The organism is Streptomyces sp. NPDC127190 (assembly GCF_042672505.1).
Lineage (GTDB): Bacteria > Actinomycetota > Actinomycetes > Streptomycetales > Streptomycetaceae > Streptomyces.
In genome coordinates this window covers 553,924-570,201 of the sequence record NZ_JBHXVE010000002.1, presented here as the reverse complement: position 1 = coordinate 570,201, position 16,278 = coordinate 553,924, and the positions used below count along the sequence as shown (strand labels likewise).

Genomic DNA, 16,278 nt, shown 5'->3' with positions numbered 1-16,278 from the left:
ACTCTCTCCCCCTACTTCAGGTCATGAAGGTCCGTCGCCTGCTGAGCTGTCAGATGCCTTTGTCGAGGAAGTCGAACAGCTCGTCGTCACTGGCCGCGTCGAACCGTTCCACGCCGGAGGGTTCGTCGGGCGTCGCCGGCCGGGCGTCGAGGTGCTTGGCGACGAGTTGCTGCATCCGGCTCAGCACGCGTTCGCGTGCCTGCTCGTCGGGGGCCAGGGTGGCGAGCGCGGACTCCAGATCGTCGAGTTCGCTGAGCACCCGGTCCGTCAACGACTCCTCTTCCGGACGCAGTTCGCCCCACAAGTGCTCCGCGAGCGCGGCCGGTGTCGGATAGTCGAAGGCGAGCGTGGCGGAGAGACGCAGACCGGTGGCCCGCATCAGCCGGTTGCGGAGTTCCACCGCGCCGAGCGAGTCGAAGCCCAGCTCCTTGAAGGTCTGGTGCGACTTCACCGCGGTGGCCGTGGTGTGGCCGAGGACCCCGGCGGCCTGCGCACAGACCAGGTCGCGCAGTTCCTCGGTCCGCTCCGCCTCGGGCATGGCCGCCAGGCGGTCGGCCAGGGTGGCGGTGTCCGTGACCGGGCCGTGGCCGACCGTCGCCGACGGGTCCGCCGTGGCCGTCGCACGGTGGGCGGGCCTGCGGACCAGTTCGTGCAGGATGGCCGGCAGGGTGCCCGCGGCGGCCTGCTCGCGCAGGCTCGCCTCGTTCAGCAGGGCGGGCAGGACGAAGGCCTCCCCGGTGCGTATGGCCTCGTCGAACAGATCGAGTCCCTGCTCGGAGGTCATCTCCGCGAGGCCGAGCTGTGCGATGCGCCGCATGGCGATCGCGTCCAGGTGTTCCGTCATCTCGCTGCGTTCGGCCCAGAAGCCCCAGCCGAGTGCGGTGCCGGGCAGTCCGTGGGCGGCCCGGTGGGCGGCGAGCGCTTCGAGGAACACATTGGCCGCCGCGTAGTGCGCCTGGCCGGAGCTGCCGAAGGTGGCCGCGGCTCCCGAGAACAGGATGAAAGCCTGGAGCGGGTGGTTTCGGGTGAGGTCGTGGAGGTTGAGGGCCGCGTCGATCTTCGGACGCAGGACCCGCTCCAGCTGCTCGGGGGTCAACCCGGTCACCACCGCGTCGTCCAGCACACCAGCTGCATGGATCACCGCGGTCAGCGGACGCTCCTGCGGTATCGCCGCCAGCACAGGCGCCAAGGCATCACGATCGGCCGCATCACACGCGGCAACCGACACCCGCGCCCCCAACCCCGACAGTTCCCGGGTCAACTCCTGTGTGCCAGGCGCCTGTTCACCGCGTCGACTGGTCAGCAGCAGATCCCTGACCCCGTGCTCGACCACCAGATGCCGGGCCACCAACGCACCCACCGTCCCGGTACCACCGGTGACCAGCACCGTGCCCCCACCCATGGCCGGGGCAGCGGACGGCTGCGGGGTGTGCCGTACCAGACGCGGCACGAACACCACCCCGTCCCGCACCGCCAGCTGCGACTCACCACCACAGGCCAAACGCGCCGCCAGCGCCTCGTCCGCACCGTCCACCAGCCACACCCGCTCCGGATGCTCCCGCTGCGCCGACCGCACCAGACCCCACACCGGCGCACACACCAGATCCGTCACGTCCTCACCCGGCCGCACCGCCACCGCACCCCGGGTGGCGAACACCAACCGCGAAGACACCAATCGCTCATCCGCCAGGAACTCCTGAATCAGAGTCAGAGCACGCTGCGTGGCCGCACGCGCCTCCCCCGCCGAGACAGCACCCCCCGCGAACGGCGCGACCACCACCTCCGGAACCGACTCGCCCAGCACGCCCAGATCGAGGTCAGGTGTCAGTACGACCCAAGCGCCGTCGGCCAGCTGCTCCGGGGCCGGCTGGATCTGGCGCCATTCCAGCCGGTGGATGCCCTGCTGGCGACCGACGCGCAACTGCTCGGCGCTCACGATGCGCAGTACCAGCGACTCGACCGAGACCACCGTCCGGCCGTCCGGGTCCGTCGCCGTCAGGGACACGGTGTCGTCACCGTCGCCGCCCGCGGTCAACCGCACCCGCAGAGCCGTGGCACCGGTAGACGCCAGCGACACACCCGTCCACGAGAACGGCAACCGCGGCTCCCCGACCCCCTCCGCATCCGGATCGATCAACACCAGCGAGTGCAACGCCGCATCCAACAGCGCCGGATGTACCGCGAACCCCTCGCCCACGCCCTGCCCCAGCTCGACCTCCGCGAACACCTCACCAGGCCGACGCCATACCGCCCGCACACCCTGGAACAACGGCCCATAGTCATAACCAGCCGCCGCGAACTCCCCGTACAGCCCGGAGACATCCACCCTCTCCGCATCCACCGGCGGCCAGGCGGCGGGCTGGAGGCCGGGGGCCTCGGCTGACGCGGGGGCCAGGACGGCCCGGGCGTGCACGGTCCACTCCTCGTCGGAGCGGGAGCGCACCACCAGCGTCCGGCAGCCGGACTCGTCCGCACCGGCCACACTCACGTGAAGCCCTGTCTCGCCCTGGTCCGGCACCAACAGCGGTGCTTCGATGACCAGTTCGCGAATCACCGGCGTACCGGCTTCCGCACCGGCCCGTGCCGCCATCTCCACGAAGGCCGTGCCGGGCAGGAGCGCGGTGCCGAACACAGCGTGCTCGGCGAGCCAGGGATGCGACTTCAGCGACACCGACCCCGTCAGCACCACACCATCGGAGTCCGGCACCGGCACCAGCGCACCCAGCAGCCCATGCCCGAGCCCCTCCAGACCCAGGCCGGCCGCATCCGTCACCTGCGCCCGCACCGGCTCCAGCCAGTACCGCTCGCGCTGGAAGGCGTACGTCGGCAGCTCCCACGGCTCCACCGGCCGCCCACCCACCGGCCACCGCACATCAAGCCCCGCAACAAACGCCTCAGCCAACGACATCACAAAGCGCCGCTGTTCGTCTTCGTTGCGTCGCAGCGTCCCCAGGACCACAGCAGAAGCGTCGGCTTCCTCGACACTCTCCTCCACCGACGCCGTCAACACCGGATGCGCACTCGCCTCGACAAACACATCAAAGCCGTCCGCGAGCAACGCCCGCGTCGCGCCGTGGAAGTCCACTGTTTCGCGGAGGTTCGTGTACCAGTACCCGGCATCCAGCCCGGGACCGTCCACCACGCCACGCGTCACCGCCGAATAGAACGGCACCTCACCCTGACGCGGAGACACCGGAGCGAGCAGCTCCAACAACTCCTGCTCGATCTCCTCCACATGGGCCGAATGCGAGGCATAGTCCACCGGGATACGGCGGGCCCGCACCCCCTCCGCCTCACACGCCGCCAACAGGCCATCCAGAGCCGCGACGTCACCGGAAACCACCGTCGACAACGGCCCGTTCACCGCCGCCACCCACAACCCCTCGCCCAGCCGCGAGCGGACGTCATCGACCGGCAGAGCAACCGACACCATGCCACCCCGCCCCGCCAGCACACCCAACGCCTTGCTCCGCAGAGCAACGACGCGGGCCGCGTCCTCCAGCGACAGAATCCCCGCCACACACGCAGCCGCAATCTCACCCTGCGAATGCCCCACCACAGCCGCCGGCTCCACCCCACACGACCGCCACAACTCCGCCAACGACACCATCACAGCCCACAACACCGGCTGCACCACATCCACCCGATCAAAACCAGGCGCCCCCACCTCACCCAACACCACCGACGACAACGACCAATCAACAAACGGCCCCAACGCCGCCTCACACTCCACCATCCGCCCACGAAACACCGACGACGACTCCCACAACCCCGCCGCCATCCCCACCCACTGCGACCCCTGCCCCGGAAACACAAACACCACCCGACCACCACCCACACCCACACCACTCACCACACCAGAACCCACCCCACCCGACACCAACGACCCCAAACCAGCAAGCAGTTCATCCCGCTCACCAGCCACCACCACAGCCCGATGCTCGAACACCGACCGCGCAGACACCAGCGCAGCCCCCACACCCGCCAGATCCAACCCCTCACGCCCCGCCACAAACGCCCGCAACACATCAGCCTGCGCCCGCAACGCCTCCGCACTCCGACCCGACACCACCCACGGCACCACGCCGAGTCCGGGCTCTTCGGGGGCACGGTGTTCCACCGCGGGCGGCTGCTCGATCACGACGTGCGCGTTGGTACCGCCCACTCCGAAGGCGGAGACACCGGCGCGTCGGGGCCGGTCGACCTCGGGCCAGTCCCGCTCCTCGGTCAGCAGCTCCACCGCACCGGCCGACCAGTCCACATGCGATGACGGCTCATCCACATGCAGCGTCTTCGGCAGCACACCGTGCCGCAGCGCCATCACCATCTTGATGACACCACCCACACCGGCGGCAGCCTGCGCATGCCCGATGTTCGACTTCAACGAGCCCAGGAACAACGGGGACTGGTCGCCACGCCCCTGGCCATATGTGGCCAGCAGCGCCTGCGCCTCGATCGGGTCACCCAGGCGCGTGCCCGTACCGTGTCCCTCCACCACATCGACGTCGGCCGTACCGAGCCGGGCATCGGCCAGCGCCTGCCGGATCACCCGCTGCTGCGACAACCCGTTCGGCGCCGTCAGCCCATTGCTCGCACCGTCCTGGTTGACCGCACTCCCCCGGACGACGGCCAGCACCGGATGCCCGTTCTTGAGGGCATCCGACAGCCGCTCCACCACCAGCACACCCACACCCTCGGCCCAGCCGGTGCCGTCCGCGGCCTCGGCGAACGCCTTGCAGCGGCCGTCCTCCGACAACCCGCGCTGGCGGCTGAACTCGATGAAGGGTCCGGGAGTCGGCATGACGGTCACGCCGCCGGCCAGGGCCAGTGAGCACTCGCCGCTGCGCAGCGCCCGTACCGCGAGGTGAAGGGTGACGAGGGAGGAGGAGCAGCCCGTGTCGACGGTGACCGCCGGGCCCTCCAGGCCGTAGGTGTACGACAGCCGGCCCGAGACCACGCTTCCGGTGGTGCCGGTCAGGATGTGGCCTTCCGTCTCGGCCGTGCCCTGGTGCAGTCGGTGGCCGTAGTCCTGGACCATGGCGCCGACGTAGACGCCGGTACGGCTGCCCCGCAGCGAGGCCGGGTCGATCCCCGCCCGCTCGATCGCCTCCCACGACGTCTCCAGCAACAAGCGCTGCTGCGGATCCATGGCGAGCGCCTCACGTGGCGAGATACCGAAGAACCCGGCATCGAACTCGGCGGCGTCGTAGAGGAAGCCACCGGACCGTGTGTACGACTTCCCCACCGCGTCCGGGTCCGGATCGAACAGGGCGTCCAGGTCCCAGCCGCGGTCCACCGGGAATCCGGACACCGCGTCCGACCCGGACATCACCAGCCGCCACAGGTCCTCCGGCGACCTGACCTCGCCCGGGAACCGGCACCCGATCCCCACGATCGCCACCGGCTCCGCCTCGGTGTCGGAGCCGCCGCCGGACACCACCAGCAGGGACTCCTCCTCCACCGCCGACACACCCAGCAGCTGCGCCCGTACGAACCGCGCCAGCTCACTGGCCGTCGGGTGGTCGAACACCACCGTGCTCGCCAGCCGCAGCCCCGTCACCGCGTTCAGACGGTTCCGCAGCTGCACCGCCATCATCGAGTCGAAGCCCAGCTCACGGAACGCGCGGTCCGGAGCGACGGGATCGGTGGTGTTGTGGCCGAGTGCCGCCGCGGCCTCCGCGCGGACCAGGTCGAGTACGGCCAGGTACTGCTCCGCCTCGGTCAGGCCGTCGAGCAGCGCCGACGGGGCCGCGCCCTGTGCCGCGCCGTCGGTCTCCTCCTTCAGCACCGCCTGCACCTCGGGCAGGTCCGAGAGCAGCGGGGCGTGCCGTACGGCGGTGAACTGGGGGGCGAAGACCTCCCAGTCGATGTCGGCGACGATCCGCGTCGGCTCGGTGGCCGCTGTGGCGGGCGCCAGTGCGGCGACCGCCTGGTCCGGGTTCATGACCCGTACGCCACGGCTGAGGATCCGGTCGCCGACCTCGCCGTCGGCCATGCCACCGCCGCCCCAGAGGCCCCAGGCCACCGACAGCGCGGTCCGTCCCCGGGACCGGCGGGCCTGCGCGAGCGCGTCGAGGTGGGCGTTGGCCGCCGCGTAGGCGCCCTGTCCGCCGCCGCCCCAGATGCCGGCGCCGGAGGAGAAGAGGACGAACGCGTCGAGGTCGGTGTCCCGGAAGACGTCGTCGAGGTGGTGGGCGCCGCGCACCTTGGCGGAGGTGAGCCGGGCCAGCAGGTCCAGGCCCGTCTCGGCCAGCGGCGCGGAGTCGGTCGTACCGGCGGCGTGGATGACCGCGCGGACGGGCTCGCCGTCGGCGGCGACCGATGCGACGAGTCCGGCCAGCGCCTCCCGGTCCGCGACGTCACAGGCCGCGAGGGTGACCCGGGCGCCGAGGGCCGTCAGCTCGGCCTCCAGCTCCCGGGCGCCGGGCGCGGAGCCGCCCTGCCTGCTGGTGAGGACGAGGTGGTCGGCGCCGTTGGCCGCCAGCCAGCGGGCGAACCGGCCGCCGACGGCACCGGTGCCACCGGTGATCAGGACCGTGCCGCGCGGCTGCCAGCCGGGGCGGCCGTGCAGCGCCTTGCGGGCCACCCGCACCAGGCGCCGGGCGAAGCTCCCGGACGGGCGGAGCGCGAGCTGGTCCTCGCCCTGCGCACCGGCGAGCGTGCCGCACAGCCGGTGCAGCGTCTGCGGGTCGGGGGCCCCCGGCAGGTCGATCAGGCCGCCCCAGCGGTCGGAGTGCTCCAGCCCGGCGACCAGTCCGAGCCCCCACACCTGCGCCTGCTCGGGACGTGCGTCCGTGTCCGCGTCGGAGACCCGCACGGCACCACGGGTGGCACACCACAGGGGCGCGCGTACGGCGGCGTCGCCGAGGGCCTGGATCAGCAGCAGCGTGCCGGCGGGTCCGGCGGTCAGTGCCGGCTGGTCCGGGCGCGGGGTCTCGTCCAGGGCCAGCAGGGACAGCACACCGGCCGGTTCGGCACCGTCGAGCGTGGCGAGCGCCTCGGTGATGCGCCGGGCCAGCGGTTCCCGGTCGCAGTCCGCTTCCACGGCGAGCCGGATCACGCGGGCACCGGCGGACACCAGAGTGTCTTCCACCGCGTCGGCCCACGGGTGGGCGGAGGCGCCGTCCGGTACGGCGAGCAGCCAGGCGCCGGTCAGCGCCGCCGACCGCGCCTCGGGCACCGGCTTCCAGTCGACGCGGTAGTGCCAGGCGTCCGCCTCGGAGCGCTCCCGGCTGTCACGGCGCCACGGGCCGAGCAGGCCGATGACGTCCTCCAGCCGGGCGGTGTCGTCCACCCCGAGCAGGTCGGCGAGTTCGCTCTGGTCCGCGCTGTCGACGGCCGCCCAGAACCGGTTCTCCTCCGGGTCGGCGGCACTGTCGGACGGTGTGGCACTCGTCCCGTCGAGCCAGTACCGCTCGTGCTGGAAGGCATACGTCGGCAGCTCCCACGGCTCCACCGGCCGCCCACCCACCGGCCACCGCACATCAAGCCCAGCAACAAACGCCTCAGCCAACGACATCACAAAGCGCCGCTGTTCGTCTTCGTTGCGTCGCAGCGTCCCCAGGACCACAGCAGAAACGTCGGCTTCCTCGACACTCTCCTCCACCGACGCCGTCAACACCGGATGCGCACTCGCCTCGACAAACACATCGAAACCGTCCGCGAGCAACGCCCGCGTCGCACCATGGAAGTCCACCGTCTCGCGGAGGTTCGTGTACCAGTACCCGGCATCCAGCCCAGCACCATCCACCACACCACCCGTCACCGCCGAATAGAACGGCACCCCACCCGCACGCGGAGACACCGGAGCGAGCAGCTCCAACAACTCCTGCTCGATCTCCTCCACATGAGCTGAATGCGAGGCATAGTCCACCGGAATCCGGCGGGCCCGCACCCCCTCCGCCTCACACGCCGCCAACAGGCCATCCAGAGCCGCGACATCACCCGAAACCACCGTCGACAGCGGCCCGTTCACCGCGGCCACCCACAACCCCTCACCCAGCCGCGAGCGGACGTCATCGACTGGCAGAGCAACCGACACCATGCCACCCCGCCCTGCCAGCACACCCAACGCCCGGCTCCGCAGAGCAACGACGCGGGCCGCGTCCTCCAGCGACAAAACCCCCGCCACACACGCAGCCGCAATCTCACCCTGCGAATGCCCCACCACAGCCGCCGGCTCCACCCCACACGACCGCCACAACTCCGCCAACGACACCATCACAGCCCACAACACCGGCTGCACCACATCCACCCGATCAAAACCAGGCGCCCCCACCTCACCCAACACCACCGACGACAACGACCAATCAACAAACGGCCCCAACGCCGCCTCACACTCCACCATCCGCCCACGAAACACCGACGACGACTCCCACAACCCCGCCGCCATCCCCACCCACTGCGACCCCTGACCCGGAAACACAAACACCACCCGACGACCATCCACACCCACACCACTCACCACACCAGAACCCACCCCACCCGACACCAACACGCCCAGCTGAGAAAGGAGTTCATCCCGCTCACCGGCCACCACCACAGCCCGATGCTCGAACACCGACCGCGCAGACACCAGCGCAGCCCCCACACCCGCCAGATCCAACCCCTCACGCCCCGCCACAAACGCCCGCAACACATCAGCCTGCGCCCGCAACGCCTCCGCACTCCGACCCGACACCACCCACGGCACCGGTCCGGTGACATGGGAAGCCGGTTCCACGTCGGCGGACGTCTCCGCAGGCACCTGCTCGATCACCACGTGAGCGTTGGTGCCGCTCATACCGAAGGAGGAGACCGCCGCACGGCGCGGCCGGCCGACCTCGGGCCACTCCCGCTCCTCGGTCAGCAGCTCCACCGCACCGGCCGACCAGTCCACATGCGATGACGGCGCATCGACATGCAGGGTCTTCGGCAGCACACCATGCCGCAGCGCCATCACCATCTTGATGACACCACCCACACCCGCAGCAGCCTGCGCATGCCCGATGTTCGACTTCAACGAGCCCAGATACAGCGGCTGTTCGGCCGGACGCTCCTGCCCATACGTCGCGATCAGCGCCTGCGCCTCGATCGGGTCACCCAGACGCGTGCCGGTGCCATGCGCCTCGACCGCGTCGACATCCGCCGCACCCAGCCGGGCGTCCGCCAGCGCCTGCCGGATCACCCGCTGCTGCGACAACCCGTTCGGCGCCGTCAGCCCATTGCTCGCACCGTCCTGATTGACCGCACTCCCCCGCACCACAGCCAACACCGGATGCCCGAGCCGTACGGCGTCCGAGAGCCGCTCGACCACCAGCACACCCACACCCTCGGCCCAGCCGGTGCCGTCCGCGCCCTCCGCGAACGCCTTGCAGCGGCCGTCCTCCGACAGCCCGCGCTGGCGGCTGAACTCCACGAACAGACCCGGCGACGACATCACCGTGACACCGCCCGCCAGCGCCATCCGGCACTCGCCACGCCGCAGCGCCTGCACCGCCAGATGCAGCGCCACCAGCGACGACGAACACGCCGTGTCGACCGTGACCGCCGGGCCTTCGAGGCCGAACGTGTACGACAGCCGGCCGGCGGTGACGCTGCCATGGGTGCCGGTGAGCAGGTAGCCCTCGGTCTCGGAGCCGGCGTCGGCGAGGCGCGGGCCGTACTCCTGGACCATGGCGCCGACGTAGACCCCGGTGCTGCTGCCGCGCAGCGAGGCCGGGTCGATGCCCGCCCGCTCGAATGCCTCCCAGGACGTCTCCAGCAACAACCGCTGCTGCGGATCCATGGCGAGCGCCTCGCGCGGGGAGATGCCGAAGAACCCGGCATCGAACTCGGCGGCGTCGTAGAGGAAACCGCCCGAGCGCGAGTACGACTTGCCCACCGCTTCCGGGTTCGGGTCGTACAGCCCCTCGACGTCCCAGCCCCGGTCCGTCGGCCAGGACGACACGGCGTCGCCCGCCGAGGCGACCAAACGCCACAGATCCTCCGGCGACCTCACCCCGCCCGGGAACCGGCACCCCATGCCGACGATCGCCACCGGCTCGGCCTCGGTGTCGGAGCCGCCGCCGGACACCACCGGCAGGGACTCCTCGTCCACCACCGACACCCCGAGCAGCTCCGCCCGTACGAACCGCGCCAGCTCACCCGCCGTCGGATGGTCGAACACCACCGTGCTCGCCAGCCGCAGCCCCGTCACCGCGTTCAGACGGTTCCGCAGCTGCACCGCCATCATCGAGTCGAAGCCCAGCTCACGGAAGGAGGACTCGGTCGGGACGTCGTCGTTGTCGGTCGTGCCGAGCACGATGGCGACGTGGGTGCGGATCAGGTCCAGTGCCGCGTCCTGGCTCGCCTTCTCGCTCAGCGCGGCCCACTGGGCGCGCAGCGGGAGGTCCTCCTCGTCCGCCCCCGGGTCCTGCTCGGGCGCGAGGGACGGGGACGCGGGGGTGGCCGGTGCGGTGCGGGCGTCCGGTGCGTCCAGCCAGTAGCGGCGGCGCTGGAAGGCGTAGGTGGGCAGGTCGACGCGCTGGGCGCCGGTGCCGGTGAAGGCGGCGGACCAGTCGACGGCGATGCCCTGCACCGATGCCTCGGCCAGTGCGGTGAGCATGCGCTCCGGGCCGCCCTCGCCGCGGCGCAGGGAGCCGACCACGACGGGCGTGCCGCCGGTGTCCTCGACGGTCTCCTGGACGCTTGCCGCGAGAATCGGGTGCGGGCTCATCTCGATGAACGTGGTGTGCCCCGCCTCGGCGAGGGCGCGTACGGCGGGCTCGAAGCCGACGGTGCGCCGGGAGTTGCGGTACCAGTAGTCGGCGTCGAGTCCGGCGGTGTCCAGCCAGCGGCCCTCCACGGTGGAGTAGAACGGCACGCTTCCGGTCGTGGGGGTCACGGTGCCGAGCAGGTCCAGCAGCGGTTCGCGGATCCGCTCGACGTGGGCGGAGTGGCCGGCGCAGTCGATGGGGAGCAGGCGGACGCGGATGTCCTGGCTCTCGCAGTGGGCGATCAGCTCGTGCAGGGCCGGTACGTCTCCGGAGACGGTGACGGCGCGGGGGCCGTTGACGGCGGCGATGGACAGCTGGTCCGCCCAGGGGGCGAGCAGTTGTTCCACCTCGGCGGCGGGCAGCGCGACCGAGGCCATGCCGCCGGTGCCGGCGAGCAGGGCGAAGGCCTTGCTGCGCAGGGCGACGACGCGTGCCGCCTCGTCGAGGGGGAGGGCGCCGGCGATGTGTGCGGCGGCGATCTCGCCCTGCGAGTGGCCGATCACGGCGGCCGGCTGCACGCCGTACGAGCGCCACAGCTGTGCCAGGGAGACCATCACCGCGAACAGGACGGGGTGGACGACGTCGAGGCGGTCGAGGGACAGCTCGGGGTCGGTCTCGCTGCCGCCGCGCAGCACATGGGTGAGCGACCAGGGCACATGCGGGGCGAGTGCCTGTTCGCAGCGGGCGATGTGTTCGGCGAAGACCGGTGTGGTGTCCATGAGGTCGACGGCCATGCCGGCCCACTGCGAGCCCTGGCCGGGGAAGACGAAGACCGGTCCGGCGGTGCGGGTGGCGGTGCCCTCGGTCAGTCCGGTGGCGGGGCGGCCGGCCGCGAGGGCTTCGAGGCGGGTGCGGAAGTCGTCGGTGGTACGGCCCAGCAGGACGGCCCGGTGCGGGAAGGCGGTGCGGGTGGTGGCCAGCGAGTGGCCGATGTCGAGGGGGGACGTGCGGTCGTCCAGGGCGGCGAGGAGCGCCTCGGCCTGGCCGCGCAGGGCGCGCTCGCTCTTGGCGGAGACCGGCCAGGGTATCGGGCCGGTGGCACCGGTGTCGCCGTCGCTCTCGGTGTCAGTGTGCCAATCCTCCAGGACCACATGGCAGTTGGTGCCACCGACGCCGAAGGAGCTGACACCGGCGAGCAGCGGGCGGTCCTGCCGGGGCCAGGGACCGTTCTCGGTGCGGACGCGCAGCCGCAGTTCGTCCAGGGGTATCGCCGGGTTCGGGGTGGTGAAGTGCAGACTCGGGGGAAGCTCCCGGTTCTTGAGGGCGAGCGCGGTCTTGATGAGGCCGGCGATGCCGGCGGCGCCCTCCAGATGGCCGATGTTGGTCTTGACCGACCCGACGAGCAGGGGTTCGTCCGCGGGGCGGGCGGTGCCGAGGACCTCGCCGAGGGCGGCGGCCTCGATGGGGTCGCCGACCCGGGTACCGGTGCCGTGCAGTTCGACGTACTGGACGTCGGCGGGGCGTACGCCGGCGTTGGCGTAGGCGCGGCGCAGGAGTTCGGCCTGGGCCTCGCGGCTGGGGGTGGCGAAGCTGTCGCCGCCGCCGTCGTTGTTGACGGCGCTGCCGCGAATCACACAGTGGATGCGGTCGCCGTCGGCCACCGCGTCGGACAGCCGCTTGAGGACGACGAGTCCGCCGCCCTCGCCGCGGACGATGCCGTTGGCGCGGCTGTCGAAGGTGAAGCAGCGGCCGTCCGGGGAGAGGGCGCCGAACTCGGCGACCGTGAGGGCGCTTTCGGGGACGAGGTCGAGGTTGACGCCGCCGGCGAGGGCGACGCGGGACTCGCCGGTGCGCAGGCTCTCGCAGGCGAGGTGGACGGCGGTGAGCGAGGAGGACTGGCCGCTGTCCACGGTGAGGCTGGGTCCGCGCAGGCCCAGGACGTAGGACAGGCGGTTGGCGATGGCGCCGCGCTGGAGGCCGGTCAGGGTGTGCTGGGTGATGCCGGCGGTGCCGTTGCGGTGGGCGAGGGTGGCGTAGTCGTCCCAGATCGCTCCGACGAAGACGCCGGTGGAGCTGGCGCGCAGGGTCTCCGGCAGGATGCCGGCGTCCTCGAGGGCCTCCCAGCCGAGTTCCAGGGCGAGCCGCTGCTGCGGGTCCATCGCGACGGCCTCCCGCGGCGAGATGCCGAAGAAGGCGGGGTCGAACAGGTCGGCGCCGTCCAGGAAGCCGCCCCACCTGGCTCCCGCCCTGCCGGTGCCGTCCGTCTCGGGGCCGGTGTGCTCGCGGGCGTCCCAGCGGTCCGCGGGGACCTCCCTGATCGCGTCGACACCGTCGCGCAGGAGCCGGGCGAACGCCTGGGGACCTGCGGCGAGTGGCAGCCGGCAGGCCATGCCGACGACGGCGACGGCCTCTGCGGGCTTTTCGGACGTGCGGGCCGGGGACGAGTCTCGCATGGTGCTGCAAACCTTCCGAGCAGGGCAGGTGCAAGGAGCCAGGAGGAGCTACGGGGAGGGCGGGGCGGGGCTACGCCGGGTCGGGGAACGTGGCCTTGGTGAAGGCGGTCGCGTAGTCGGGGTACGCGATCGGCGCGCCGACCAGGTCGTAGGGCACGTCCAGGGCGTCCGCGAGTCCCAGGGCGTGCGGGGCGAGGTCCTCGCAGATCCGGTTGAGCAGGCCGGGCAGGGCGTCGGCCTCCTCGGCGGTGAGGAGCCCCTCGGCGAGGTACCAGCCGCTCTGTGCGGAGATCTCGCCGAGCAGGTGCAGGGAGCACACGTCGCGGGCGACGCGGCGCGCCTCGGCGTCGGGCAGCGCGTCGGTCTCGGTGCGGACGAGGTCGGCCAGCAGGCGCAGGGCGTGCGCCTCGGCCATCTGCTCGGCGAGGTCGAAGCGGTCGTTCCAGACGTCGAACTCGGCGAGTCCGTCGGCCCGGGCCTCGCCGAGTTCGGCGACCAGGCGTTCGTGCAGGCGCTGTTCGCGGGCGCCGGTCAGCGCCTGCCACACGGCGGGGTCGCGCAGGTCGCGCTCCTGCGGTGCGGGCAGCTCGGCGGTGGGCGGCTGGTAGTCCAGGCCGAGGGCCATGGTCCAGGCGGCGTTGAGGTAGAGGATCTGGGTGCTCAGGCCGGCGGCGTTGAAGGCGTGGGCGAGGCCCTGGTAGTCCAGGAAGCGGTTCTGCGGGCTGAAGCCGAGGACGCCGGAGGCGGCGCGGCCGGCCGCGGTGACCCGCTCGGCGAGCTGGTCGATGACCGCCTTCAGGGTGAACAGGGTGCGGATCTCGCCGGCGGTGCGTCCGACGGGCTGCGGTCCGGAGACCGACTTGGCGGCCATGCCGGCCAGGTAGGCGGCGGACAGGGCGCCGAAGAGGGTGCGCTGCTGGTTGCGGTAGCGGATCACCGGCATGGGGTCGGCGAAGCCCGCGAAGGTGCCGTTGGTGTAGCGGGCGTGGGCGTGCCGTACGGCGACGGCGGCGCCGGCCCGGGTGACGGCGGCGAGGCCGACGGCGGCCACCTCCCAGACGTACCGGATGAGCCGGGAGGCCTGCCGGGAGCGCAGGGCGGGGTTGCTGAGGGCGTCGGTGAAGGTGCCGTCGTCGGCGATGGTGGCGGAGTCCCGCAGCCAGTAGCGGTAGGGCAGGCGGACGCCCTGGAAGGAGACGGTGGCCCAGTCGAGGGGGAGGATCGGCGCGGAGTCCTGCGGTTCGATGACCACGCCGGGGCAGGGTCCGGCGGCGTCCCGGAGCGGTACGACGAAGCAGAACAGTCCGCGGTCCTCGCCGGCGACGACCAGCTTGGCGGTGACGATGCCGGTGCGGGGTACGCCCGGACAGGCCACGCTGGGCGGGTACTTGACGGCTTCGGGGCCGGGCGTGGTGAGGACGAACTCGCGGGTGTCCGGGTCGAAGACGGCCTCGGTGCGGACGGCGGCGTTGCTGTTGCCGTGGCCGAGCTCGGTCATCAGCAGGGCGCCGACGGTGTCGCCGGAGGCCAGCTGGGCGAGGACGTCGTCGAGGTCGTCGCGGTCGGCGCCGAACTCGAGGATGGCGCCGATCGTGGTGCAGTGGTGCAGGAAGAAGGCGTAGAAGAGCGACGGGTCGGCGAGGGCGATCCACTCCAGCAGCGGGAAGAGCAGGTCACGCTGGTGCAGCAGGGGAGTGCCGGTCTCCAGCCGGTCGTTGATGTACCGCAGCCGCTGGTAGGTGAGCGGGTAGCGGTCCTGGTCGGCCAGGCCGGAGGGCCGGGCGAAGAGGTCGGGCGTGAAGATCTTCTCCAGTCGCGGCAGCGCCTCCCGGTAGGAGTCGCCGTGCACCAGCGAGGACAAGGCTTCGTACGTTGAGGTGCCTGGTTCCATCGTGTTGATTCCCCGTCGCGTCTTCTTCGTCGGTTGTCGGACCAGCTGTGCGGAGTTCGGTATGTGGCTGTCGTCGTACGGCAGTTGGTGCTCGGCCGGCGCGGGTGGCCGGCGGTGTGCCGGAGGAGCCGTGGGGTGCGTGGACGCGGGGACGCTCTGGCCGCACGGGGGCGGGGCCGGTCGGGACGGCGACCGGTGCACGCGGGTGCGGGTGTCACGGCGGGGCTGCCGGCACGGCAGCGGGTGTTCGAAGGGCGGGTGGCGGACTGAGTGGTGCGGGGCGGGTTCCGGCCCGGGTACTGCGGCCGGGTCCCGCGGGGTGGGTCAGTCGTGCGCGTGCAGGGGCTTCCCGGTGCGGGCCGGATGGGCCTCGCCGGGAGTCTCGCTCTGGGTGGGGTGTGCGTGGAGGAAGGAGGCCACGTCGTCGTGCAGCGCTTCCCGGTCGACGGTCGGCCGTGCTTCGCCGATCAGCTCGCCTGCGACGGAAAGAGCTGGATCCTCCGTGCTCCCGGTACGGTCGAGCTCGTCCGGCGCGACCTCAGGCTGGGCGCAGGTGACCCGGGGTACGCCGTCGTCGTCGATCGGCGCGGGGTCGAGGCCCGCGAGGCGCTCGGCGACCAGGATGCCCTCGATGGAGAAAGCCCTTCCCAGCGCCTTCGAGGAGTCCTCGTCCTCGCCGGGCAGCGTGGCGGCCGGCACCGAGCCGGCGGCCAGGGCGATGTGGCGGTCCGTCAGGACCTGATCGACAACGCTGTCCTTGTACGCGGTGACGCCCGGCATGTCCATACCGCCGCACGCGCTCCGGATGCCCGGCTCGCGGGCGGAGTCGGCCACCGCGGCCGAGCGCAGCGGCGCCGTGGTCGGAATACAGCCACGGTGCAGGCGGGTTCCCCCCACCCGGTCCTGTTCGGCCAGGGCCACCGAAAGCCCCGGTCCGGCGGCGCGCGATGCGGCCGCGTATCCCCCCGATCCAACCCCCAAGATCACCACGTCACACGTGTTCTCCGTGCCGTTGAGCACGTCCCCCGTCCCCCTTGGCTCGCCGTTACAACTCCCGCTCGTCACTTGTCAGTACCGAGCGATGGTTTTCCGTCACAGCTGGTCAATGTCTATCACGCGACCGGACTGGTTGGCTCCTCGGTCGACGTGTCCAACGTCACTTCTGGCGAGTCCGCAGGCGTGAGCGCTCTCTACGCCCCGATCTGGCCGGGTCCCGGCCGGGCGGGTTGCACACCGGAGCCTCACGGGACGAGGATCA

At 71.7% G+C, this 16,278-nt stretch carries 3 protein-coding genes; all 3 read right to left on the bottom strand.

What is annotated here, in order from left to right; translation table 11 throughout:
* Window positions 1-49: 49 nt before the first annotated feature.
* Entirely contained in the window at window positions 50-13,129 is a 13,080-nt protein-coding gene (locus tag ACFVIU_RS05680; RefSeq protein WP_385840824.1) for a type I polyketide synthase, read from the bottom strand.
* A gap of 70 nt (window positions 13,130-13,199) precedes the next feature.
* On the bottom strand, window positions 13,200-15,020 hold the full coding sequence (locus ACFVIU_RS05675; RefSeq protein ID WP_385840823.1) for an acyl-CoA dehydrogenase: 1,821 nt from the start codon (window positions 15,018-15,020) through the stop codon (window positions 13,200-13,202).
* 324 nt (window positions 15,021-15,344) lie between these two features.
* Entirely contained in the window at window positions 15,345-16,040 is a 696-nt protein-coding gene (locus ACFVIU_RS05670) for an FAD-dependent oxidoreductase (RefSeq protein WP_385840822.1), read from the bottom strand.
* Window positions 16,041-16,278: the final 238 nt, after the last annotated feature.